This window comes from Sphingomonas sp. 66-10, assembly GCF_001897045.1.
GTDB classification, from domain to species: Bacteria; Pseudomonadota; Alphaproteobacteria; order Sphingomonadales; family Sphingomonadaceae; genus Sphingomonas; species Sphingomonas lycopersici.
The window spans coordinates 28,042-51,553 of the sequence record NZ_MKRR01000152.1 but is presented as its reverse complement, the minus strand read 5'-3'; the positions used below and the strand labels follow the sequence as shown (position 1 = coordinate 51,553).

Here is a 23,512-nt window from a genome sequence, read left to right as displayed (position 1 = left end):
CGATCCGCACCGGCTCCCCCGCCGTATGCATGTCGACGACGCTTAGCTGGGTGATCGTCTCGCCGGCCATTCGCTCTCCCCTTCTCGTTCGGTTTCACCGCATTATCGTCCCGATTCCAATTGGAACGGCCAGACGCGCGACGAAAGCTGTTGCACAAGCGGCAGGACTATCGTATACGATATCCAATTATTGAAAAGAGGCTTGATTGCGATGTCGATTGGATGGAGCGGCGTATTCCCCGCGGTGACGACCCAGATTCGCGAAGATCTGTCGATCGATCTTCCCGAAACGCAGCGCGTGGTGGACGATCTGATCCGCGACGGGGTGACCGGGGTGATCGCGCTCGGCACCGTCGGTGAGAATAATTCGCTCGAATATGACGAGAAGGTCTCGGTGCTCTCGGCGATCGTCGAGGTCGTCGCGGGGCGTGTGCCGGTGATCACCGGGGTGTCGGAATATGATCTGCGCCGCGCGGTGCGCTATGCCCAGGCCGCCGAAAAGGCCGGTGCCGACGGGCTGATGCTGTTGCCGCCGATGGTCTATGTCACCAAGCCCAACGAACTGGTCGCGCATTTCCGCGGCGTCGCGGCGAGCACGCGGCTGCCGATCATGCTCTACAACAACCCGCCCGCCTATCGCACCGTGATCGATCGCGATGTGCTGTCGGCGCTGGTCGACGTGCCTAATATCGTCGCGGTGAAGGAATCGGCGCCTGATACGCGGCGCTTCACCGATTTCCGCAATATTTTCGGCGATCGCTTCGTGCTGTTCGCCGGGCTCGACGATGTCGCGCTTGAGGGACTGTATCTCGGCGCGCGCGGCTGGGTGTCGGGCCTCACCAATGCCTTCCCCAAGGAATCGGTCGAGCTGGTGCGCGCGTTCGAGCGCGGCGATCATGCCAAGGCGATGGAAATCTATCGCTGGTTCATGCCCTTGCTCCACCTCGATGCCGAGCATGATCTGGTCCAGTCGATCAAGCTGGCGGAGCAGGTGATGGGCCGTGGCTCGGAACGCGTTCTCCCGCCGCGTTACGTGCTCGAAGGCGCGCGCCGTGCGGAGGTGATCGCGATGGTCGAGAAGGCGGCGGCGACCCGCCCGTCGCTCGGCATCGCCAACGCCGCCTGAGGGGCCATGCGCCACACCTTCTTCTGCATCGACGGCCATACCGCCGGCAACCCCGTCCGCCTCGTTGCGGGCGGGGCGCCGTTGCTCAAGGGCGGTTCGATGTCCGAACGGCGGCAGGATTTCCTCAACCGTTTCGACTGGATCCGCACCGGGCTGTGTTTCGAGCCGCGGGGGCATGACATGATGTCGGGCGGGTTCCTCTATCCGCCGACGCGCGAGGATGCCGATATCGGCATCCTGTTCATCGAAACCTCGGGCTGCCTGCCGATGTGCGGGCACGGCACGATCGGGATCGTCACCTTCGGGCTCGAACACGGGCTGATCCAGCCGGCGGTTGCCGGGCGGCTCAGGGTCGAGGTGCCGGCGGGGGTGATCGACATCGCTTACGAGACCGCGGGCGACCGGGTGACGTCGGTGAAGATCACCAACGTTCCCTCTTATGTCGCCGCGCGCGACGTGACGGTCGAGGTCGACGGGATCGGCACGCTGACGATCGATGTCGCTTATGGCGGCAATTATTATGCGATCGTCGAGCCGCAGGGGAATTATACCGGGCTCGACGATCTCGGCGCCGCGCGGCTGATCGAGCTGAGCGGCCGCGTTCGCGAGGCGGTGCGCGCCAAGGTCGAACCGGTCCACCCGCTCGACCCCACGATCCGCGGGGTCAGCCATATGTTGTGGGCGGACAAGCCCAAAAGCGACGGCGCCGACGGGCGCAACGCGGTGTTCTACGGCGACAAGGCGATCGATCGCAGCCCGTGCGGCACCGGCACCTCGGCGCGGCTGGCACATCTCGCCGATCGCGGGCGGCTCAAGGTCGGCGATCGCTTCGTCCACGAAAGCTATATCGGCAGCCGCTTCATCGGCCGGGTCGAGGCCGCGACCATATTGGGTGACCGGCCGGCGATCATCCCCTCGATCGAGGGAAGCGCGATCGCCACCGGATTCAATACGATCTGGATTGATCGCGATGATCGTTTCTGGAATGGCTTTCAGGTCAAGTGACGCGCTAGTCGCGTCACCTTCCCGGAGGAAATTGGGATGAGCATCGTCGTCCGCACGCTTTCGGAGCGCGTCTTCGAAGTGGTGCGCGAGCGGATCGTGGACGGCACCCTGCCCACCGGGTTGCCGATCCGGCAGGATGCGCTTGCCGCCGAACTGGGGGTGAGCAAGATCCCGCTGCGCGAGGCGCTGGCGCGGCTCGAACAGGAGGGGCTGCTCTCCAGCCACGCTAATCGCGGCTATTTCGTCCGTCCGATGTCGATGGAGGAAGTCGACGAAATCTACGCGCTGCGCCTCGCGGTCGAGCCGGCGGCGGCGGCTTATGCCGCGTCGCGCGCCGACGATGCGGCGCGCGCCGCGGCGGTGGAGGCGTTCGAGGCGCTCGACAATGCCGCGAACAGCAAGCTCGCCGAGGTCGCGGTGTGCAACCGCGATTTCCATGTCGCGCTGGTGCGCCCCGGCGGGCGATTGCTGACGACGCAATTGGTCGAGCGGCTGTCGGTGATCGCCGAACGCTATGTCGTCGCGCATCTCGAGCCGGCGGGGCGCGAATCGCGCGCGCACAAGGAGCATCGTATGCTGCTCGATGCCTTTCTGGCCGGGCAGGGGGACAAGCTCGAAGCGCTGCTGCGCCAGCATATCCAGGCGACGCTCGACGATCTCAAGGTGCAGTTCGCCGCGCAGGCGGCGTAACTCCCCGCCACAATCATCCCGTTCGCCCTGAGCCTGTCGAAGGGCGGCCCCCGCTCTCGAATGACAGGACGCCCTTCGACAGGCGCAGGGCGAACGGTCTTATCGTGCCCGCTGTGCCCTAACCGAACGGGCGATCGATCGACGGCGACGGCTGGGTAAACCAGCGCGGGCCGGCTTCGGTCATGTAGAAATGATCCTCCAGCCGCACGCCGAAGCTGTCGGGGACGACGATCATCGGCTCGTTGGAAAAGCACATCCCCGGGGCGAGCGGGGTCTTGTCGCCGCGTACCAGATAGGCGGGTTCGTGGATCGACAGCCCGATCCCGTGGCCGGTGCGGTGCGGCAGGCCGGGCAACCGGTAATCAGGGCCGAGCCCGGCGCGCTCCAGCACCGCGCGCGCGGCATGATCGACCGTCTCGCACGGCACGTCGATCCGCGCGGCGTTGAATGCCGCGGCCTGCGCCTCCTGCTCCAGCGCCCAGATGCGGCGTTGCTCGGCGCTCGGCTCGCCGAAGACATAAGTGCGGGTGATGTCGGAATGATAGCCCTCGATCACGCAGCCGGTATCGATCAGCACGACATCGCCTTCGCGCAACTCCGCGTCGCCGGGCAGACCGTGCGGAAAGGCGCTGGCGCGGCCGAACTGGACGATGACGAAGCCGTTGCCGCCCGGCGCGCCGATCGCACGATGCGCCTGATCCAGAAAGCGCGCCACCTCGCTCGCGCGGATGCCGGGGTGGAGGATGCGCGCGGCGCGGCGTTGCACCTCGAGCGTCATCGACTTGGCTTGCTGCATCAGCGCCAGTTCGGCGGCCGATTTGTACATGCGGCAGCCGTCGACGATCGCGCTCGCCTCGACGAGGTCGAGCGACGGCGCCGCGGCGCGCAGTCGCTCGACGAACAGCAGCGCCATCGCCGGATCGACCGCGAGCCGCGTCGCGCCGGTCTCGTGCAGCGCGGCGGCGACCAGCGCCGACGGGCTCTCGTCCTCCTCCCACAAGCGCAGATCGGCGTCGATCGACAGATCGGCCTCCAGCGTGCCCTGCTCGAAGCGCGGCGCGATCACGATCGGTCGCCCGGTTTGCGGCAACAGCATCGCCACCAGCCGCTCGCTCGCCCCCCAGGGGACGCCGGCGAAATAGCGCAGCGACGCGCCCGCCCCGATCAGCAGCGCGTCGGCGCGGTTCTCGCGCATCAGCCGCCGCGCCTTTTCCAGCCGCTCTTCACGCTCCGCGCCGCTGATCGACGGGGCCGCATCGGCCCAGAGCGACAGAGTCTCCAGTTCGCGAGCGGCGGTCGAGCCGCCGATGCCGTTGGTCATGTCGATGCTCCGAAGCGGGAACTATAGTATACCGGATACGATACATGCAGAACCTGTTCAACCGCTCGGGCGATCGTTGCCGCAAATGTAACCAATTTTTTTAAGATCGCGTTTCGTTTGACGCAGATCAAAGCGCGGCGCGGCGCGGCGTTGCAAGGTTATGAAGTCAGGCGTCGGGGGGCGCCTGACCCCTTCCTTGAACCCCGGAGGGAGGCGCGGCTGGCTCGATGTGGGACGAGCCGGTCGCGCCAACGGGGGCGCCGCCTTGTCCGGCGCGCCGATCGCTCGAAGCCGGTCATCTCCATAATGGCACCGCTTGCCGCTTGGCGTCGAGATTGCGCAGATGATAGCCTTCGTCCGCATAATGGAGGAGGCGGGGTATGAAACCTCGATCGATGTCGACGGTTCGTCTTGCGTGCTTCAGCCTCTTTGCTTTCCAGCCTGCATATGCCGCGTGCCCCGATCTCAAGCCGGGCGCGCTTTATCCTTGGCAGACCAGCGAGATCATGACGGGCGATCAATGGGCCGACGTCTATCTCGACATCGATGAAAGGGGCCGGGCGGACAATTGCCGGATCGGCAAGAACAATGTCAGTGTCGACATGCAGGCGATGATGTGCCGCACGCTCATGCGCGAATATACTGAGAACCCTAAGGCGATTAACACGCCGGCAGAGCAGGGCACGATCAAGCGGCATTTTTTCCTCGCCGGCCGGACTCATCGCAAGGCCGACGAAATGGCGCGGAAGCAATATTTCGCGACGCACCCGGATGAGAGCCAGGGCTGCTATCCATAACGGCTTCGGCGCGCTGGCACGGCTCCCGATCGACCCGAGGAACCCCGCTGCGGGTGATGATCTGCCGCCGTCGGGGCTGCGCGCGACATAAACCTGCAAAATTTACACCGTTGATGACAGGTTGATGACAGCGACCCCGATTATCGGGCTCCGATCGGATTGTCCCCAGGGGGACGGTGAGACGCGAATCGGAGGAAGCGGGTGCGGGGTGCTGCTCGGGGAATAAAGATGATGCCGGTCGTTGCGGCGCTCGGCGTCGCGGCGCTGGGCAGCGCGCCCGCGCGGGCGGCCGACGACGCGGCGACTGCGCGGCTCGACGCGATCTTCGCGCGCTGGGCGAGCAAGGATACGCCGGGCTGCGCGGTCGCGGTGTCGCGCGACGGGCAGGCGATCGTGTCGCGCGCTTATGGCATGGCCGATCTCGAGCAGGGCGTGTCGGCGACGGTCGATTCGATCTACGAAGCGGGATCGGATTCGAAGCAATTCACCGCCGCCGCGCTGCTGATCCTCGCGCGCGAGGGGAAATTGTCGCTCGACGACGATGTGCGCAAGTACCTGCCCGAGCTGCCCGATTACGGCGCGGTCATCAGCCTGCGCGACATGCTCCACCACGTCAGCGGGCTGCGCGACTGGGGATCGGTCGCGGGGATCGAGGGCTGGCCGCGCAACAGCCGCACCGCCGACAATGACGACGTGCTCGCGCTGGTCGCGCGGCAGAAGGAACTCAACTTCGCGCCGCGCACGCATTATCTCTACAGCAACAGCAATTATAACCTCGCCGCGATCGTCGTCGCACGCGTCTCGGGCAAGTCGCTGGCCGATTTCACCCGCGAGCGGATTTTCGTGCCGCTCGGCATGACCCACACCAGCTGGCGCGACGATCACCACCGCCTCGTCCTCGGCCGCACCGGCGCCTATGAGGCGTCGCCGCAGGGCTATCGCAACGAGCAGGTGATCGAGGACGCTTATGGCAATGGCGGGCTGCTCACCACGGTGGGCGATCTCGTCAAATGGCAGGCGGCGCTCGACAGCGATTTCTTCGGCAAGGGCTTCGTTGCCGAGATGCAGCAGCCGGCCTTGCTCAAGGACGGCACCAGGATCGCTTATGGCCTCGCGCTGATGTCGGGCGATCACAAGGGCGTGTTCGAGGTGAGCCATTCGGGCTCGACCGGCGGCTATCGCGCGTGGATGGCGCGCTATCCGGCGCAGAAGATCGCGGTCTCGCTGCTGTGCAACACCGGCGATGCCGATACGGTGACGCTCGGGCGCGCGGTGGCCGACCTCTATCTGCCGGTGAAGGCGGAGAAGCCCTATGCCCCGCGCGGGCCGTTGCCCCGGGGCGTGTGGGCTGATCGGCTGACCGGCTTCCCCTATCGCGTCGCGGCCGACAGCAAAGGCGGGCTGACCGTCAACGGCGCCGTGCTGGTGCCGGTGGGCGCAGGGCGCTGGCGGCAACGCGAGACGGTGTTCGCCTTTGCCGGCGATGCGCTGATCCGCGAAACGCGCGAGGGCGAGCGGCTTCCCGCCGATCGCGCGGCGCCGCCGGTGAGCGATCTTGCGGCTTACGCCGGGCGTTACTGCAGCGTCGACAATGACGCGTGCGTCACCGTGACCGCGGAGGGCGCGCGGCTGACGTTCAGCGGTCCGCGCTGGCACGGCCAGCCGCTCGAAGCCGCGTATCGCGACGTCTTCACCGGCGATGCCAAGCCGGTCGCGCCCGAGCTGGTGCTGAAATTCCAGCGCGATGCCGCGGGGCGCGTCGACGCGCTGCGCCTCGGCGAGACGCGGGCCTTCAACATGCTGTTCAAACGCGCCGAGTGAACCGGGCGAAACATCCCCCGGAGAGGAAAACCCACAAAACGCCAGACCCGAATTCCCGGCGAACTGGCTCGATCAAAAGGGAAGTTATCATGTCGAACCGTTGTGACCGCCTGCGCGGCGCGCTGCTTCGCGGCACCGCCGGCACCGCCATCCTGCTGACCTCGCTCGCCGCCGGCGCGGCGATCGCGCAGACCGCGCCGGCGCCCGCCGCCGGGGAATCGACCGCCGCCGAGGCGCAGACTGATATCGTCGTCACCGGTTCGCGCATCGACAAGGCGGGCTTCGACGCGCCGACCCCGACCACCGTGGTCGGCGAGGCCGATCTGCGCATCGGCGCGCGTCCGAGCATCGCGCAGGCGCTCAACGATCTGCCGCAGTTCCGCGCGACGCAGACCCCGACCAGCACCGTCGCCAACACCAATTCCTCCTCCTCAGCGATGGATTTGCGCGGGCTGGGCGTGACGCGCACGCTGACCTTGCTCAACAACCGCCGCTTCACCGGCTCGGCCGATTTGAACACGATCCCGCAGAACATGCTCAAGCGGGTCGAGGTCGTCACCGGCGGCGCCAGCGCGGCCTGGGGCTCGGGCGCAGTCGGCGGCGTGGTCAATCTGATCCTCGACGATAAATTGCAGGGCCTGACGGTCGGCGCGCAGAACGGCATTTCCTCGCGCGGCGACGGCCACCGCTACAGCTTCAACGGCTCGTTCGGCACCAGCTTCGCCGGCGGCCGCGGTCATTTCATGATCGGCGGCGAATATCAGCAGGATATGGGCATCTTCAACCGCTTCTCGCGGCCGAACGTCGGCAGCAGCGATCTATTCGCGCCGGTCGGCGGATCGAACGGTCATGCGCTGATCCTGTCGCGCAACGTCTTTTACGGGAACTTCGGCACCAACGGTCTGATTACCAGCGCCGGCGCATTCAAGGGGCAGACCTTCAACGCCGACGGCTCGATGCGTCCGTTCCAGTTCGGCCAGCTCGACGGAACCGGCAAGTGGATGGTCGGCGGCGAGGGCGTCTCGTCGAACAGCGAGCATACGCTGACCAACCCCTATCAGCGTTATAACAGCTATGCGCGGGTCAGCTACGACGTCGGGCAGGCGACCTTTTGGGCCGATGCGACGTTCAGCCGCATCTGGGCGAAATATCCCTTCTATGCCGAAACCGGGGAATATGCGCTGAAGGCGAGCAACCCCTATGTCCAGCAGGCGCTGGGCGCGGGGGCGACCGACATCACCGTCGGGCGCGTGTTCGAGGACTACGGTATGCGTACCTTCGGGTTCAGCCGCCGCAACATCGAAGGCGCGATCGGCGTCGACGGCACGATCGGCGACGGCAAGTGGAAGTACAGCGCTTATTATGCGCATGGCGAACTGCGCAACATGCAGAGCTATGACAATCAGATCACCGGCGCGAACCTGACCAAGGCGCTTGACGCCGTGTACGACGGCAACGGCAATATCGTCTGCCGCGATGCGCTGACCAACCCGACCACCGCGTGCCGCCCGCTCAACATCCTCGGCGCGGGTCGCGCCGACCCGGCGGCGGTGAACTATGTCTTCGGCAACCAGGCGCGCGTCGTCTATACCACCAAGCTCGACACCACCGGCTTCTCGCTGCGCGGCGACGCGTTCAACACCTGGGCCGGGCCGGTCTCGGTCGCGATCGGCGGCGAGGCGCGGTGGGAAAGCATCACCACCAATTCGCTCGATCCGACGTCGGCGTCGAAGGGCTTCAGCCGTTTTAACTTCTCGCCGCTCGACGGCGGGTTCAACGTCCAGGAAGGCTTTGGCGAGGTCGCGATCCCGCTGCTCGATCAGCCGTTCAGCAAGCTCGATATCAACGGCGCGGCGCGCTACAGCCACTATAGCAGCAGCGGCGGCATCTGGTCGTGGAAGGTCGGCGCCACTGATCGCATCTTCGACAATCTGCTGCTCCGTTTCTCGCGCTCGCGCGATATCCGCTCGGCGAGCCTGACCGAGATGTACACCACCGTCGCGACGACCTTCTCCACCGTGACGGAGAGGGGCCAGCCCTATCCGGTCACGCGCTATGCCGGCGGCAATCCGAAATTGCGGCCGGAGATCGGCAGCACGCTGACGCTGGGCGCGGTGCTCACCCCGACCGCGATCCCCGGGCTCAACCTGTCGGTCGACTATTACAAGATCGAGATCAAGGACGCGATCGTCTCGCTCACCGCGCAGGATATCGTCAACAGCTGCGGGCTGGGCAACGGCGCGGCGTGCGCGCAGATCACCCGCGACGGGATCGTACCGACGATCGTTCGCTCGACCTATATCAACCTCGCGCAGTTCAAGACCCACGGGCTCGATATGGAGGCGTCCTATACGCTGCCGATGAGCCGGATCAGCAGCTTGCCCGGCTCGCTGCGCTTCCGCGCGCTGGCGACTTATGTGCCCAAGGTCGAATTCAGCAACGGCGTCGCGGTATTCCAGCGCGCCGGCGATGTGGGCGACGACACCACCTTCGGCACGCCGAAGTGGCGCGGCAACGCTTCGATCAGCTATTCGAACAGCGACTTCTCGATCGATGCGCGGGTGCGTTACGTCGGCGGCGGGGTCTATGACCACACCCGCGATATCGCCAACAACAAGATCAACAGCCGCACCTATTTCGATCTCGGCGGGCAGGCGACGATCGGCGGGCTGACCTGGTTCGCCAGCGTCAACAATTTGTTCGATCGCAAGCCGCCGCTGACCACTTATGGCTCGATCTTCTACGATTCGATCGGTCGCTACATCAACGTCGGCGCGAAGGTTCACTTCTGAGGCGCCGGCGCAGCTGATGCGAAAATCGGGGGAGCGATCGCCGAAGCGGTCGCTCCCCTTTTTCGTATCGGGCGCACCGGATGACCGTTGCGTTGCCCGGAACAGCTTTGGACCCTAGGGATCGCGCACGAGACACATCCGTTCGCCCCGAGCTTGTGAGGGCACCCATGAAAGAAATATTTTCATGGGACCCGTCGCAGGGCTGCACCTCTTCTTCGGAAGAAAAGGGCAGGGCTTCGACAAGCTCAGCCCGAACGGGGCTAGGTGATCCCGTTTCGGACGCAATCGCGTCCCAAGGAGGCTGTCATGCGTATCATGCTGGTGGAGGACGACGCGGCGCTCGCGCGTGGCATCGCCTCGTCGCTCGCGTCGGAGGGGCTGTCGGTCGACATCTTCGGCACCGGCGAGGATGCGCTGATGATCGCGCCGAGCGAGCCTTATGCCGCGATCGTGCTCGATCTCGGGCTGCCGGGGATGGACGGGATCGATCTGCTCCGCCGGCTGCGCCATGCGGGGGTGGCGACCCCGATCCTGATCCTCACCGCACGCGATCGCGTCGACGATCGCATCCTCGGGCTCGACGGCGGCGCCGACGATTATATGGTCAAGCCGTTCGACCCGCGCGAGCTGCATTCGCGGGTCCGCGCGCTGATGCGCCGCGCGCACGGCACCCCGGCGCCGGTGCTGCGGCTCGGCACGCTCGAATTCGATCGGTCGAGCCGCACCGTGTTTCTCGACGGGGTGGTCGTGCCGCTCCGCCCGCGCGAGCTGGCGGTGCTCGAAACGCTGATGACGCGCCCCGGCCGGCTGGTCGGCAAGGAGCAGCTTTCGGCGGAGGTGTTCAGCTTCGACGACAATGTCGGGATCAACGCGCTGGAGGTCTATGTCGGCCGGCTGCGCCGCAAGCTCGGCGACAACGGGCCGGCGATCCGCACGGTGCGCGGGCTCGGCTATATGATCGAGGCCGCCTGACCGGTGGCGGTGCGGCGCTACAAATCGTTGCAGGCGCGGCTGATCGCGGCAGTGATGCTGCCGCTGGCGCTGCTCGTCGCGCTGCTCACCGGGATCACCGGCTGGGTCGTCGGGGCGACCGATGCCGACACGCTCGATCGCGTGCTGGTGGGATCGGTGCGCACCTTGAGCCTCGCCTTCGATCAGCCCCCCGATGTGCGCCAGCGGATCGCGCCGCTCGTCATCCATCTGCTCAAGCGACGCGCGCGGCCGGTGGTCAATTTCAGCGTCTATCGCGGCAGCGAGGTGCTGATGGGCGATCCGGGGCTCACGCCGCCCGCCGACTATCGCGTGCGCGACGACGGCCCGATCGATCGCCACCCGCCGGCGCAATTCAAGAAACAGGCGCGCGATACCCAGATGGTGCGCGGCTATATCGATCCGGGCGATGCCGACAGCGTGACCCAGGCGGCCTATCTGCGCGACGGGATGCTCCACGGCCGCCCGGTGCGGATCGCGACCGAAATCCGCCGGCTGGACGGCGGCCCCGATCTCGTCGCGATCCAGATCGCCGATTATGTCGACGACCAGACCGCCTATACGCGCGGCTATGCGGTGCAGATCGCGGGCGAGGGGCTCGCGGTGCTCGCGGTGGCGGCGCTGTTGATCTGGCTGGCGATCGGCTGGGGGCTGCGCCCGTTTGCCGCGCTGACCCGCCAGGTGCGCGACGCGCAGAACGATCCCTCGCTGCAATTCCGTCTTCGGCCACAGCCCGATATGCCGCGCGAGACGATGCCGTTCGTCGATTCGTTCAACGGGCTGATGACCCGGCTGGAAAAGGCCGATCGCTCGCTGCGTCAGTTCACCTCCAGCGCCTCGCACCAGATGCGCACCCCGCTGGCGGTGGCGCGGGTGCATCTCGACGTGCTGCGCCGCGCCGGGCCGCATGCGCCGGCGGCGCGCGACGCGATCGGCGATATCACCCACGCGGTCGAATCGCTCGAGCGGCTGCTGCTCCAGCTGATCGCGCTGGCGCGAACCGACGAGCAATCGATCCAGCCGCTCCAGCCGTTCGACCTTACCGCGCTCGCCGGGCGCGTCACCGCCGATCGCGCGGCACAGGGCGAGGATGACGAGATCGACATTTCCTTCGCCGCCAGGGGGCCGGTGGCGGCGCTCGGCGATCCGGCGCTGGCGGGCGAGCTGGCGGGCAATCTGATCGATAATGCGATCCGCTACAATCGCCCCGGCGGCGGGGTGCGCGTGACGGTGGCGCGCGAAGATGGCGCGGCGCGGCTGACGATCGAGGATGACGGCCCCGGCATCCCCGAAAGCGAGCGCGAAAAGGTGTGGGAGCGTTTCTACCGCATCGCGCGCGAGGATGCGCCGCTCGGCAGCGGGCTCGGGCTGCCGATCGTCCGCGCGCTTGCCGAGCGGATCGGCGCGAGGGTCGCGCTGGGCGATTGCGCAGACGGGAGCGGGCTGCGCGTGACGGTCGATTTCCGGGTGCCGGAGGATGCGTCGCCCGTGGCGGCGTGACAGGTTGCCGACAGCCTCTTGAGCTAGGGTCGCGTCGTTGAATGGGGATTACCCAAACCTGTTCGGGCTGAGCCAGTCGACGCCCTGTACTTTCTTCCCCCGAAAGAAGTGCAGCCCTTCGACAGGCTCAGGCGAGGGGGTCATTTTGCGTCTGAACAGGGAGAAAGACGGATGGCGGCACGGCATTTCGGGCGGATCGCAGCATTGGCGACGGCGGTGGCGCTGTCCTGCCTCATGGGCACCAATGCGACGGCGAAGGAGCGCAATGCGCTGACCATCACCCCGGTGCCGAGCGCGCCGATCTCCGGCGCGTTCACGCTCACCGCGGTCGGTGACCTGATCTATCTTCGCCCGATGCTCGCGACGATCGAACGCAAGTCGCCCGAGATGCTGCGCATCCTGCGCCGCGCCGATGTAACCTTCGGCAATTTCGAGGAGGTGGTGTTCGATCTCCCGACCTTCAAAGGCGCGCCGCAGGCGGAGTCCGGCGGCACCTGGATGCTCGGCGATCCCAAGGTGGTCGACGATCTCGTCGCGATGGGGTTCGACGTCGTCAGCACCGCCAACAATCACGCGACCGACTGGGGCGCCGAAGGGCTGCTTGAAACGATCAAGCGGCTCGATGCGGCCAAGCTGGTCCATGCCGGCACCGGGCGGACGATGGCCGAGGCGCGCAGCCCGCGTTACCTCGATGCGCCGCACGGCCGCGTCGGGCTGGTCGCCGCCACCTCGACCTTCACCCCGATGACCCCCGCGGCCGATCCGCTCGGGATGGTGCCGGGGCGGCCGGGCGCCAATGTCATCCGCACGCAGGAGATCGGGCTGGTGTCCGACGCCGATCTCGCCACGCTGGCGCGGATCGCGGGGACCAAGCCCGATGCGGCGGTCAAGCTCGGCGAGCGCGTCTATCGCGCCACCCCGTCGCCGCAGTCACCGATGACGCTCGACTATGATGCGAATGGGCGCGACGTTGAAGGCAATCTGCGTTCGATCCGTCAGGCCAAGCAGAACGGCAATTTCGTGATCTTCTCGCTCCACAATCACGAGCCGAGCGAGGCGGTTCAGCAGCCGCCGGCATTCACGGTCGACTTCGCGCATCGCGCGATCGACGCGGGCGCCGATGCCTTCATCACTCACGGCCCGCACCAATTGCGCGGGATCGAGATCTACAAGGGGCGGCCGATCTTCTATTCGCTCGGCAACTTCGCGATGATGAACAACTCGCTCGATCATCTGCCGGCCGATATGTACGAGCAGTTCGGCGTCGATCCGGCGAAGGTGACCGCGCCCGAATTCCTCCAGGCGCGCGGCTCGGCGATCTTCGGCGATCCCAATCTTTATGAAACGGTGATCGCGGAGAGCCGCTATGTCGACGGCAATGTCGCGGAAATCCGGCTCTATCCGGTCGATTTGGGGGTAACCGCCAAGGGCGCCGACCGCGGCGTGCCGCACCTCGCCGACCCGGCGACCGGCGCGCGCATCCTCGAGCGGCTCGCGCGGCTGTCGCAGCCGTTCGGGACGAAGATCGCGATCGACAAGGGCGTCGGCGTGATCCGGCTTGCGGGCGCGGCGAAATAGGTTGAGCCAATCGACATTTTATCGTCATGCCGGACTTGATCCGGCATCCAGAGCAATGGGCGAAGGAGTTCGCGACTCTGATTTCCGGGTCGAGCCCGGCATGACGGTGAATGGTGTCGTGAAGATAAAAGAGGGGATCTGATGAAGCGTTTTTCGATGTTGCTTTCCGTTGCGGCCGTGCTCGCGACGCCCGCCGCCGCCAAGCCGGCCGGCGATACCGAGGCGATGATGCGCGCGCTTTACGGCAGCCGCGCGTTCAACGTCGCGCGCCAGTCGCTTGCGGCGGACTACGATCGCATCGTCAGCGAGATCACCACGCTGACCGAAATCCCCGCGCCGCCATTCAAGGAAGCCAAGCGCGCCGCCGCCTATCTGGAGATGCTGCGCGCTGCCGGGCTCACCGATGTCGAGGCGGATGAAGAAGGCAATGTGATGGGGCTGCGCAAGGGGACCGGCGGCGGCCCGCTACTGGTCGTCGCGGCGCATCTCGACACCGTCTTCCCCGAGGGCACCGACACCAAGGTGCGCCGCGAGGGCAATTATCTCAACGCACCCGGCGTCGGCGACGATACCTCGAGCCTGCCGGTGCTGCTCGCCTTCATCCGCGCGCTCGACAAGGCGGGGATCCGCACCAGGAGCGACATCCTGTTCATGGGCGACGTCGGCGAGGAAGGGCCGGGCGATCTGCGCGGGATGCGGCATCTGTTCAACAAGGGGAAGTATAAGGGCCGCATCGCGCAGTTCATCTCGGTCGAGCCGGGGCGCGACCGCGTCACCAACGGCGGGGTCGGCTCGAAGCGCTATAAGATCACCTTCAAGGGCCCCGGCGGGCACAGCTTCGGCGCGTTCGGGCTGGTCAACCCGGCCTATGCGATGGCCGATGCGATGGTCGAATTCGGCAAGATGAAGGTGCCGGCGAACCCCAAGACGACCTATAATGTCGGCGTGGTCGAGGGCGGCACCTCGGTCAATTCGATCCCGTTCGAAACCGCGATGACGGTCGACATGCGCTCGGTCGATGCCGGCGAGCTGGCGAAGGAAGACGCCTATCTGAAATCGATCCTCGACCCCGCGGTCGCGCGCGAGAATGCGGCGCGCTCCACCGCCAAGGGCAAGATCGAGTATAAGCTCGAACTGATCGGTGATCGCCCGGTCGGCCACACCGCGCCCGATGTGGCGTTGGTCAAGACCGCGATGGCGGCGATCGCGATCGGCGGCGGCAAGCCCGAACTCGAGAGCAGCTCGACCGATTCCAACCTGCCGATGAGCCTCGGCATCCCGGCGGTGACGATCGGTTCGGGCTTCCACACCGAACGCTCGCACGCGCCCGACGAGCGGCTGCTGCTCGATCGCGACGAGACCGTGCGTTACATGACGATGAGCCTTGCGACCGTGATCGGCGCGGCGGGCATCGCGAAATAAGTCAGGGGGCGCGCGGGCGATACCGCCATAGCGCGATTGCGCCGTAGAGCAGGATCAGCGCGGCGAGATTGATCAGTTCGCCGCGCTGTTCCGCGAGCGACGCGCCCATCTGATTGACCCCGACCATCAGCCGGATCCCGGGGGTGGTGGGCAGCAGTTTGGCGGCGAGCGTCAGCCAGTGCGGCGTCGCTTCCTTCGGCCATGACAGGCCCGAAAGGAAGAAGATCGGGACCGAGGTGACGATCCACAACTGGATCGGCCGCTCGCGCGTGCGGAAGAAGCTGCCGAGCGCGAGTGCCCCCGCGACCGTCGCCGCAACGAACAAAGCGGCGGAGACGAGCAAGGCGAGCGGATCCGCCTGCGCGCGCGGATAATCCTGGAACCAGAAGACGAAGCCGGTGAACCACGCGACATTGGCGCAGCCGATGACGAAGAACGCCAGCGCGATCCCGAACAATGTGCGCGGGGCGAAGCTCAGCGCGCCTTGCTGCTCGCGCATCGTCGCCGCGAGGAGGGCGAGCCCCATCAGGAGCGTCTGCTGGATGATGAGGAAGGCGACCCCCGGGAAGATCGTCGCGCCATAGCCTTCGCGGGTGTTGAACAATGGGCGCTGGATCATCGCCAGCGCAGGCGGGGCGGGGGCGCCCTGCGCCATCGCCTGATCGACCGCCGCCTCGCGCCCGACCGCGCCGAGCGCCGCGCCGACCCCGGCGAGCGCGGTGCTGGTGCGCAGCAGATAGGCGCCGTTGCCGTAGAGCGCGACCACGCCCTGCCCGCCGGAGAGGATGCGGCGCTCGAACCCCTCCGGGATCACGACGATCGCGCCGACCTGCCGTGCCTTGAGCAAGCGCAACGCCGCGGCGGGCGAGGGCGCGCGCGCGGTCACCTCGGCCTGTTGCACCGCGCGCAGCCGGGTTTCGAGCGCGCGGCTGGTGCCGCTGTGATCCATATCGACCACCGCCACCGGCATCCGCTCCGCCACCTCGCCCGAATAGGCCGAGGGGTAGAAAAAGGCGTAGAGGATGCACGATCCGATCAGCAGCATCATCGCCGAACTGTCCGACAGGATCGCGCGAAAGGTGGCGAGAAAGGCACGCCCGATCATCGCCCCCCCCAGGTTTCGGGCCGCCGCGCCGCCGACAGATAGCGCGGCAACCCGATCGCGCCGCCGACCAGCAGGAAGGCGAGCATCGCCAGCAACTGCCACGCGGACTGCGCGACCGGCGCGGCCATGATCCACTGTTCGGCGAGCAATTTGGCGAAGGCCGAATAAGGCAGCAGCGCGCTCCACAGCCGCGCGAAGGCGGAGGCGGATTCGATCGGGAAGATCGCCCCGGCAAAGGCGAAGGACGCGCCGGCATAGAGGCCGGCGACCGACAGCGCCTTGCCCATCGTCAGCGTCAGCCCGACGACAAGCAGGGTCACCCCGATATAGGCGAGGTACATCGCGGCATAGCCGGCGATCAGCATCGCCACGCTCCCGGCGACCGGCCAGCCGCGCAGGCCGGCGACATAGCCGATCGCGAGCAGCCCCCAGCCGGTGAAGATCGCGAGATAGAGCGCGAGCTTCCCCGCCACCGCCGCCGCGGCGCGCGCGGGCGGCTCATCGCCGATCCACGCCCCGATCGTCCCGTCGCGCAATTCGCGGCCGAGCGCGCTCGCCGCCGCGACCATGAAGATCAGATGCAGCAACGCCGGGTGGATCAGCGCGACAAGCTGCAATTCGTAACTGCCCTGCGGGTTGAACAGCACGGCGCTCTGCGCCGCGATCGGCGGGCGGCGCACCTTGCCGGGCCCGGCGACCGCGGCGGTCTGCGTCGGCGCCAAGGCCGCGGCATAGCCCTGCACGACATTGCCCACCTCGCGCAGCGCCGCGCCCGAGGGGGTCGAATAACTCGCATTGTAGAAGGTGGTGATGCTGGCGGTCGTGCCGCGCAGCACCGCGCGCTCGGTATCGACCGGGATCAGCACCACCGCATAGGCCTTGCCGGATCGCACCAGCCGCTCCGCCGCGCCCATTTCCCCCGGGCGTGCGATGACACTGATCCCCGGCGCGGCATCGAGCCGCCGCGTCAGCTCGCGCGATATCGCCGTGCCGTCGTGGTTGACCACCACGATCGGCAGCTCGCGCATCACCCCCGCCGAAAGCTGGACCGCCACCAGCGCCATCAGCGCCAGCGGCACCCACGTCACCAGCGCGAGATCCCAGAAATGCGTCGCGAGGAATCGCGCTTCGCGGCGCAATGCGCTGGCGAAGGCGCCTGCCACGCGGGCTACGCCGGCCAGTCGAACAGCACGGTCATCCCGGGCCGCAGCCCCTCGACCGGCGCGACCGGGATGACGCGCACCTCGAAGCTCTTGATATCGAACCCGCTCGATTGCCGCGTCGCGCGCCAGGTGGCGAAATCGCCCGCCGGCGCCGTGTAGATCACGCGAAACCGCACGCGACGGTCGGCGAGCGCGGGGACCGTCCCCTCCAGCTCCTTGCCGCGCGCAAGCCCGTGGAGCTGATCCTCGCGCACGTTGAGCGTCACCCAGGGATGCGCGGTATCGGTGAGCATGAATACCGGAAAACCCTGCGGCACCAATTCGCCGGGCTGGGCGAGGCGCTTGCCGACCTCCCCGTCGGCCGGAGCGACCACGCGGGTCTCGTCAGCGGCGGCCTTGACCTCCGCGACCGCGCCGCGCGCCTGCTGCACCTGCCCGCTCGCCGCGGCCTTGTCCTGCCGCCGCGCGCCGGCGAGCGCGAGATCATATTGTGCGCGCGCCGCCTTGGCCTGTTCGACCGAGGCGACGGCATTGGTCCGCGCCTCGTCCGCCTTCTGCCCGGCGATTACCCCCTGCCGAAACAGCCGATCGGTGCGCGCGGCGGTGGTCTGCGCGAGATCGGCGGCGGCCTGGGCGCGGCGCCATTGCGCCTCGGCGGCGCGAATATCCTCGAGCCGCGCGCCTTCGTCGGCCTTGCTCTCCACCGCCTGCGCCGCCGCCAGCGCGCCGCCGGCCTGTTCGGACTTGGCGGCGACTTCGGGGCTGTCGAGCGTATAGAGCAATTGCCCGGCCTTGACCTGCTGGCCCTCCTCGACATGGAAAGCCGCGATCCGCGCGGTGACCTTGCTCGTGATGCGCATCTCGCGCGCATCGACCATGCCCTGAATCTGCCCCGGCGCGGGGCGATAGGCGAGCCATAGCCCCAGCGCGAGCAAGGCGACGACCACGATCGCCGCGATCGGCCGCGTCAGCTTGCGCCGGGCGGGGGACGGGGCTTCGTCGATCGCGGTATCGGTCATGGAATCACCTCATCCATCCGCGCGAGATAATCGGGCATGCGGTCCATCTGGCCGCTCATGCTGAGCAATTGCGCGAGCGCCTGGACATAATCGTTGGCCGCCTGCGCGCGCTGAATCCGTGCGCGGCCGAGCCCGAGCTGGGCGTCGACGACATCGAGCGAGGTCGCCTGCTGCTCGCGATAGGAGAGCGTCTGGAGCTTAAGATTCTCCGCCGCCGAGGCTTGCGCGCTGTCGAGCAGTTTGAAGCGTTTGCGCGCTGCCTCCACCTCGCCCCATGCCTTGGTCACGCCGATTTCGAGCTGGGTGCGCGCCTCGCGCAGCCCCGCTTCGGTCTGCGCCACCGTTTCGCGCGCGGCATCGACCTGCTGGCGGCGGCCGGCGCCCGACATCAATTTGTATTTGACGCCGACCCCCACCGACCAGTCGGGATCGGTGAGCAAGGAATTGCGCGTATCGAAATTATACTGGCCGAAGCCGTAGATCGTCGGGCGCAGCTTCGATTGCTGGATCGTCACCCCGGCGCGCGCCTGATCCTCCAGCGCCTTGAGCCGCGCGAGCTGGGGGTGGGCATCGAGCGCGGCGGCCTTGAACGTGTCGAGCGGTTCGAGCGGGCGCGAATTGACCCCGAGCGGGCTCAGCGGGTGGACCCCGTCGGGCGCGCGCAGCATCCCGGCGAGCGCGGCATTGGCGGTGGCGAGATCGGAAATCGCTTTCTCATATTCACGCGCCGCATCGTCGCGCGCGACCTCCGCCTGGAGATATTGCGCGCGGCTGATGAAGCGTTCCTGCTGCAGCTTGGCGGCATCGGCGACGTGGCGGTTGAGTCCGTCGAGCACGTCGCGGCGGATGCCGAGCGCGCGTTCGGCGAGCTGCTGGCCGTAATAGGCCTGGACGAGCTGGACGAGCGCATTGTCGACCGCAATGTCGCGATCGGCCTTGGCCTGCGCGACCTGCGCCCGCGCGCCGGCCTGCGTGCCGGAAATCTGCCCGCCGGCGTAGAGCGGGAGGGTCGCGGTGACGATCGGGCGACTGCTGGTGCGCTCCTGCCGGAAGCGGAGCGGATCGCGGATGCCGAACGATTCCGCCACCGGCGCGAGCGAGCCGAGCGGGAGGTAGAGCGTCTTCTGATATTCGAGCAATTGCGCCTCGAGATCGACATCGGGGCGGCCGAGCGTGCGGGTGGCGCCTTCCTGCGCCTGTTTGCCGCGCAGCGCGGCGGCGGAGGCTTCGATCGCGTCGGAACGCTGGAGCAGGCGTTGCTGCGCGGCGTTGAAATCGAGCGTCAGCGGGGCGTTGGTCTGGGCGACGGCGGGCGCGGCGAAGGTGGCGGCGCACAGCAACGACCATCGCAACAGGCGCATCAACCGCATCCCCCGCTATTGCGGGGCGAAGTGAGCCCGATCGCTTCGCGCGTGTAAAGGGCGATTTCGTCCTTCCACTCCCCTCCCTGGCGAAGGAAGGGGCTGGGGTGGGTGGGTGTGGGGGTTATCGGTCCGCTTCCTCGCCGGCCAACCCACCACCGCCCCCTCCCTTGTTCAAGGGAGGGGAGTAACAGGGGAAAAATCAGCGCGATCGCCCGCGCGCCGTCACCGGCCAGAGATCGACCAGCGTATTCCCGCTCACGACATGATAGGTATCGTAGAGGTTGACCGTCGGGTCGCAATGCGGCGCGTTGAGCGAGACGATCGTGTCGAGCGCCGGCAGATCCCCCGCGGGGTGGACCAACGCCCCCTGTTCGTCGCCCATGAAGAAATAGACCGTCCCTTCCGCCGCGCCGGCGTTGATCAGCGGCGGCTTGGCGTCGGTGGCGAGCGATTTGATCCCGGCATCGACCGTCACCAGCCCCGGCGAATTGGCGCTGATCACGCGGGTGTCGACCAGCAAGGCGGTCTCATAGGGGATGTCGCCGTCTTCCGGGGTCAGCGCGCAGACGCGATATTGATCGTCCATGAAGATGTACGAGCCGACCTGAAGCTCGGTGAACAGATCGAGCGTCGCGTCGATCCGGTGGGTGCCGGTGCCGCCGCCCGAGACGATCGGCGGCTTGCCCCCCGCCGCCTCGAGCGCGGCGATGACGCTGCGGAGATAGGCGGCGCGGTCGTGCATCGCCGCCGCGCGCTCGGCGAAGCTCTCGATATGCTGCTGCGACCCGCAATAATATTGCACCCCGCCGTAACGCAGCATCGGCTCGGCAGCGATCGTGCGATACAGCTCGACCGCCGCCTCGGGTGAGGCGACCCCGGTGCGGTGGATTCCGGGATCGACATCGATCAGTAAGGTCAGCGGGCGCGCCCCTCGCGCCGCCACCGCCGCAGCGATCGCGCGCGCGCCGTGCGGGTTGTCCGCGACGCACATCAGCCCTTCGGCGCGTTCGTTGAGCGCGACGAGCCGCTCGATCGCGGGAGTCGATATCACCGGAGAGGTGATCAGCAGCCCGGCGATCCCGGCATCGGCCAGCGCCTCGGCCTCGCCCAATTTGGCGCAGCATTGCCCGACCGCGCCGGCGGCGATCTGGCGCCGCGCGACGTCGGCGCTCTTGTGGGTCTTGGAATGGGGGCGCAATTTCAGCCCGTTGGCGGCGGCGAACTCGGCCATCCGCGCGATGTTGCGATCGAGCGCGTCGCGGTCGATCACCAGCACCGGGGTGTTGAGATCGCGCCGCGATCCCTGTCGGCCGACCAGATGGCGGTGGAGTTCCTCGTCGGTCATGACGTCACTTCCTCTCGATGCCGAACAGCCGCGCGAGATCGGCGTTGACGAACTTGCCCGCCGGATCGACCTCGGCGCGGACCTTCAGGAAATCGCCGGTCTTCGGATAAAGCGCGTGGACCTGATCGGGTCCGAGCGTGTGGCGCTTGGCCCAATGCGGCCGCCCGTTGGCGCCGCGCAGCACCGGCTCGATCTCGGCGAACAGCGCGCGCCACGGCATCCGTGCATATTGGTGGAAGGAGATCGACGATCCCACGCCGCGGTTGAACGGCGACATCCAGATATCGTCCCCCGCGACCAGCCGGAATTCGAACGGGAAGGCGACGGGGAGCTTCTTGCGCCGGATATAGCCGATCGCTTCGAGCAGCGTCGGGATCCCGTCGGCGCGGGGCAGTTCATATTCCATTTCCTCGAAACGGATCGTGCGCTCGCCGGGGAAGATCTGCCACGCCGGGCCGACGCGGCGCGAGGGCTTGCTGCTCAGCCGCATCATCAGCCGCTGGAGCGGCGGGATGAGGAAATTGGCTTTGCGGCCCAATTCGCACGCGACGCGGAACGGGCGTTCGTCGATATCGGTCGAGTGCGGCATCTCGTCCTCGCCCGCGATCGGGTGAAGGCTCTTGAAGATCACCGTATCGGCATAGGGAAAGACGAAGAATTCGAAATGGCGCGTCGCGGCGGCGAGCTCCTGCCAGCGCTCCGCCATCTCGCCCAGCGGCCGCGCCTCGACGCGTTCCTCGAGATAATAAGCGGGCAGCACGTTGATGCGGATGCGGGTCGCGACCCCGAACAGCCCGAGCGACAGCCGCTGCGCCTGAAACAGATCGGGGTGATGCTCCGCGTCGCAGACGACGAGCGAGCCGTCGGCGAGCATCAGTTCGAACGCAATGACCTGGGTCGAAAGGCTGCCGAGATCCTTGCCGGTGCCGTGTGTCCCGGTGGCGGTGGCGCCGGCGAGCGATTGCGGGTTCACGTCGCCCTGATTGATCAGCGACACGCCCTCTTTCCACAATGTTTCGGTGAGCCGCGCGAGGCTCCAACCGGCGGGCACCCAGGCGCTGGCGCGATCGGCGGCGATCTCGATCGGCGCATCATAATCGCTCATGTCGATCAGCGTGCCGTCGGTCTCGCACAAGGGCATGAACGAATGACCGGCGCCGCGCACGCGGACGCGCGGGGTGGCGAGGATCGCGGCGCGCAATTCGCTTTCGTTCCGCGGCCGCGCGATCGTGCGCGGCTGTGCGGAAACGCTGCCCGACCAATTATGCCATTCCATCCGCCCGTCTCTTTCGTTGCGGCGCCTAGCTGAAGCTCGCGAAATAATGCGCGAACAGCAGGCACACTTCTCTGTTGATGATATCGGCGTCGCGATCGGGTTCCTCGACCACCATTTCCATCGCCGCGTAGCTCAGCTCGACCGTCATCCGCGTCACCACTTCGAGCCGACGCGGATCGGTATTGGGGTAGATTTCGCGCATGTGGCGGAAGAAATGTCCCGCCACCATGTCGCGCGAGCGGAAGCGCAGGTCCTGCAGCACCGGCACCGCGCGCAACGCGCGGCCGATTGCCGAGCCGCCGGGAAATTCGCGCTGGATCGCCACCATCCGCTCGTGGATCGCCAGCGTCTTGGCCAGCCGTTCCTCGAAGGTGTCGCCGGTCAGTCCGCCGGCGTCGGCCCAGGCGATCACCTCGTCATCCTGCGCGCGCATCAGCCGGTCGCCCAATTCCTTGAGCACGGCGTATTTGTTGGGGAAATAGCGATAGAGCGCGGGCGGCGAGAGCCCCGCCGCCTCGCAGATCAGATTGGTGGTGAGCTGCTCGAACCCGACGCGCTCGAGCAATTGCCCGGCGGTTTCGAGGATCAGTTCGAACGTATCCTGCGAGCGTGCCTGGCGCGGGCGCAGCTTGGTGGCAAGCGGCGGCTTGCGAGTGCGCGGCTTGCGCGCGCGATCGGTGGCGGCGGATGTCGTCATGACGCCGCGGTGAGGATTACGCTGCGGCGAGTCAAATGGACCGCGAGGACGATCGCGATCGCCGCCGCCATCACCCCGCCGCCGAGCAACGCGCAGCCGCGCACGTCGCTGTCGGTCACCGCGAGCGAGGCGAGCAGCGGCCCGCTGCTGCAGCCGAGCAGCGCCGCGCCCGAGCCGAGCACCGCGGCGCGTCGGGTGGGGTCGGCCTCGATCACGAACGGGGTCATCAGCGGGGCGGCGAACATCCACAGCCCGCCGAACAACGCCGAGGCGGCGAGGAACATGCCGGTGCCGGGCAATTGCGCGAACACCAGCATCAGCCCGGCCATCACGACCTGCGATGCGAGCAGCGCGGGCAGCCAGCGCATCCGCCCGGCGAGCAAGGTGGCGAGCAACCCGCCGGTCACCTGCGCGGCGAGCGACAGCGACAGCGCGGTATCGGCGGTCCCGGCGGGATGTCCGGCCTGTCGCGACAGCGGCTCGACATAGATCCACACCGCA

At 67.3% G+C, this 23,512-nt stretch carries 19 protein-coding genes; 10 read left to right on the top strand and 9 right to left on the bottom strand.

From position 1 onward, the window contains the following. Positions 1 to 211 precede the first annotated feature (211 nt). The 3 genes from BGN95_RS23735 to BGN95_RS23725 are packed head-to-tail and all read left to right on the top strand — an operon-like array spanning position 212 to position 2,821. Complete coding sequence (locus tag BGN95_RS23735; RefSeq protein ID WP_265314239.1) at positions 212 to 1,126, top strand: dihydrodipicolinate synthase family protein; 915 nt, start codon at positions 212 to 214, stop codon at positions 1,124 to 1,126. A 6-nt stretch (positions 1,127 to 1,132) separates the two neighbouring features. Further along, positions 1,133 to 2,131, top strand: a complete 999-nt coding sequence (locus tag BGN95_RS23730) for a 4-hydroxyproline epimerase (protein ID WP_179512661.1) — start codon at positions 1,133 to 1,135, stop codon at positions 2,129 to 2,131. A 36-nt stretch (positions 2,132 to 2,167) separates the two neighbouring features. Further along, entirely contained in the window at positions 2,168 to 2,821 is a 654-nt protein-coding gene (locus BGN95_RS23725) for a GntR family transcriptional regulator (protein WP_179512660.1), read from the top strand. 118 nt (positions 2,822 to 2,939) lie between these two features. Here the strand turns inward: BGN95_RS23725 and BGN95_RS23720 are convergent, their stop codons facing one another. Further along, positions 2,940 to 4,142, bottom strand: coding sequence for a M24 family metallopeptidase (locus tag BGN95_RS23720; RefSeq protein WP_286774226.1), 1,203 nt, complete (start codon positions 4,140 to 4,142; stop codon positions 2,940 to 2,942). A gap of 380 nt (positions 4,143 to 4,522) precedes the next feature. Here BGN95_RS23720 and BGN95_RS23715 point away from each other — a divergent pair, with 380 nt between their 5' ends. The 7 genes from BGN95_RS23715 to BGN95_RS23685 all read left to right on the top strand — a co-directional run bounded on the left by BGN95_RS23715 (position 4,523) and on the right by BGN95_RS23685 (position 15,042). Beyond that, positions 4,523 to 4,939: a hypothetical protein gene (locus BGN95_RS23715; protein ID WP_286774225.1), complete on the top strand. Its 417-nt coding sequence runs from the start codon at positions 4,523 to 4,525 to the stop codon at positions 4,937 to 4,939. A gap of 228 nt (positions 4,940 to 5,167) precedes the next feature. Then, positions 5,168 to 6,760, top strand: coding sequence for a serine hydrolase domain-containing protein (locus BGN95_RS23710; protein ID WP_286774224.1), 1,593 nt, complete (start codon positions 5,168 to 5,170; stop codon positions 6,758 to 6,760). An 89-nt stretch (positions 6,761 to 6,849) separates the two neighbouring features. Next, the gene (locus BGN95_RS23705; protein ID WP_286774223.1) at positions 6,850 to 9,552 is read left to right on the top strand and encodes a TonB-dependent receptor domain-containing protein; all 2,703 of its coding nucleotides are present in this window, start codon (positions 6,850 to 6,852) and stop codon (positions 9,550 to 9,552) included. A gap of 306 nt (positions 9,553 to 9,858) precedes the next feature. Beyond that, positions 9,859 to 10,524 carry a response regulator gene (locus BGN95_RS23700; protein ID WP_179512655.1) on the top strand — a complete coding sequence of 222 codons (666 nt, stop codon included), beginning with the start codon at positions 9,859 to 9,861 and terminating at the stop codon, positions 10,522 to 10,524. A gap of 3 nt (positions 10,525 to 10,527) precedes the next feature. After that, positions 10,528 to 12,042: an ATP-binding protein gene (locus tag BGN95_RS23695; RefSeq protein WP_265271377.1), complete on the top strand. Its 1,515-nt coding sequence runs from the start codon at positions 10,528 to 10,530 to the stop codon at positions 12,040 to 12,042. A 171-nt stretch (positions 12,043 to 12,213) separates the two neighbouring features. Further along, positions 12,214 to 13,620 carry a CapA family protein gene (locus BGN95_RS23690; protein ID WP_286774222.1) on the top strand — a complete coding sequence of 469 codons (1,407 nt, stop codon included), beginning with the start codon at positions 12,214 to 12,216 and terminating at the stop codon, positions 13,618 to 13,620. Positions 13,621 to 13,761: 141 nt separating this feature from the next. Further along, the gene (locus BGN95_RS23685) at positions 13,762 to 15,042 is read left to right on the top strand and encodes a M20/M25/M40 family metallo-hydrolase (protein ID WP_286774221.1); all 1,281 of its coding nucleotides are present in this window, start codon (positions 13,762 to 13,764) and stop codon (positions 15,040 to 15,042) included. A gap of 1 nt (position 15,043) precedes the next feature. Here the strand turns inward: BGN95_RS23685 and BGN95_RS23680 are convergent, their stop codons facing one another. The 8 genes from BGN95_RS23680 to BGN95_RS23645 all read right to left on the bottom strand — a co-directional run. Then, positions 15,044 to 16,147, bottom strand: a complete 1,104-nt coding sequence (locus BGN95_RS23680) for an ABC transporter permease (protein ID WP_286774220.1) — start codon at positions 16,145 to 16,147, stop codon at positions 15,044 to 15,046. Then, complete coding sequence (locus BGN95_RS23675; protein WP_286774219.1) at positions 16,144 to 17,310, bottom strand: ABC transporter permease; 1,167 nt, start codon at positions 17,308 to 17,310, stop codon at positions 16,144 to 16,146. The genes BGN95_RS23680 and BGN95_RS23675 overlap by 4 nt, the downstream gene beginning before the upstream one ends. Before the next feature lie 5 nt (positions 17,311 to 17,315). Continuing rightward, positions 17,316 to 18,329, bottom strand: a complete 1,014-nt coding sequence (locus BGN95_RS23670) for an HlyD family secretion protein (protein ID WP_286774218.1) — start codon at positions 18,327 to 18,329, stop codon at positions 17,316 to 17,318. Then, entirely contained in the window at positions 18,326 to 19,690 is a 1,365-nt protein-coding gene (locus tag BGN95_RS23665; protein WP_179512649.1) for a TolC family protein, read from the bottom strand. Before BGN95_RS23665 ends, BGN95_RS23670 begins: the two co-directional genes overlap by 4 nt. Before the next feature lie 202 nt (positions 19,691 to 19,892). Then, entirely contained in the window at positions 19,893 to 21,038 is a 1,146-nt protein-coding gene (locus BGN95_RS23660; protein WP_286774217.1) for a DSD1 family PLP-dependent enzyme, read from the bottom strand. 4 nt (positions 21,039 to 21,042) lie between these two features. Beyond that, positions 21,043 to 22,314 carry a D-arabinono-1,4-lactone oxidase gene (locus BGN95_RS23655; protein WP_286774216.1) on the bottom strand — a complete coding sequence of 424 codons (1,272 nt, stop codon included), beginning with the start codon at positions 22,312 to 22,314 and terminating at the stop codon, positions 21,043 to 21,045. A 25-nt stretch (positions 22,315 to 22,339) separates the two neighbouring features. Further along, positions 22,340 to 23,011, bottom strand: a complete 672-nt coding sequence (locus tag BGN95_RS23650; RefSeq protein WP_179512646.1) for a TetR/AcrR family transcriptional regulator — start codon at positions 23,009 to 23,011, stop codon at positions 22,340 to 22,342. After that, positions 23,008 to 23,512: hypothetical protein (locus BGN95_RS23645; protein WP_286774215.1), on the bottom strand; the 505-nt coding region annotated here is incomplete at its 5' end. The genes BGN95_RS23645 and BGN95_RS23650, both read right to left, overlap by 4 nt.

What these genes read in the sequence shown, in the direction of transcription:
- BGN95_RS23690 (WP_286774222.1), top strand. Translation starts at nt 12,214, where the DNA reads ATGGCGGCACGGCATTTCGGGCGGATCGCAGCATTGGCGACGGCGGTG.
- BGN95_RS23735 (WP_265314239.1), top strand. Translation starts at nt 212, where the DNA reads ATGTCGATTGGATGGAGCGGCGTATTCCCCGCGGTGACGACCCAGATT.
- BGN95_RS23700 (WP_179512655.1), top strand. Translation starts at nt 9,859, where the DNA reads ATGCGTATCATGCTGGTGGAGGACGACGCGGCGCTCGCGCGTGGCATC.
- BGN95_RS23730 (WP_179512661.1), top strand. Translation starts at nt 1,133, where the DNA reads ATGCGCCACACCTTCTTCTGCATCGACGGCCATACCGCCGGCAACCCC.
- BGN95_RS23655 (WP_286774216.1), bottom strand. Translation starts at nt 22,314, where the DNA reads ATGGAATGGCATAATTGGTCGGGCAGCGTTTCCGCACAGCCGCGCACG.
- BGN95_RS23665 (WP_179512649.1), bottom strand. Translation starts at nt 19,690, where the DNA reads ATGCGCCTGTTGCGATGGTCGTTGCTGTGCGCCGCCACCTTCGCCGCG.
- BGN95_RS23710 (WP_286774224.1), top strand. Translation starts at nt 5,168, where the DNA reads ATGATGCCGGTCGTTGCGGCGCTCGGCGTCGCGGCGCTGGGCAGCGCG.
- BGN95_RS23670 (WP_286774218.1), bottom strand. Translation starts at nt 18,329, where the DNA reads ATGACCGATACCGCGATCGACGAAGCCCCGTCCCCCGCCCGGCGCAAG.
- BGN95_RS23680 (WP_286774220.1), bottom strand. Translation starts at nt 16,147, where the DNA reads ATGATCGGGCGTGCCTTTCTCGCCACCTTTCGCGCGATCCTGTCGGAC.
- BGN95_RS23705 (WP_286774223.1), top strand. Translation starts at nt 6,850, where the DNA reads ATGTCGAACCGTTGTGACCGCCTGCGCGGCGCGCTGCTTCGCGGCACC.
- BGN95_RS23650 (WP_179512646.1), bottom strand. Translation starts at nt 23,011, where the DNA reads ATGACGACATCCGCCGCCACCGATCGCGCGCGCAAGCCGCGCACTCGC.
- BGN95_RS23720 (WP_286774226.1), bottom strand. Translation starts at nt 4,142, where the DNA reads ATGACCAACGGCATCGGCGGCTCGACCGCCGCTCGCGAACTGGAGACT.
- BGN95_RS23660 (WP_286774217.1), bottom strand. Translation starts at nt 21,038, where the DNA reads ATGACCGACGAGGAACTCCACCGCCATCTGGTCGGCCGACAGGGATCG.
- BGN95_RS23685 (WP_286774221.1), top strand. Translation starts at nt 13,762, where the DNA reads ATGAAGCGTTTTTCGATGTTGCTTTCCGTTGCGGCCGTGCTCGCGACG.
- BGN95_RS23725 (WP_179512660.1), top strand. Translation starts at nt 2,168, where the DNA reads ATGAGCATCGTCGTCCGCACGCTTTCGGAGCGCGTCTTCGAAGTGGTG.
- BGN95_RS23715 (WP_286774225.1), top strand. Translation starts at nt 4,523, where the DNA reads ATGAAACCTCGATCGATGTCGACGGTTCGTCTTGCGTGCTTCAGCCTC.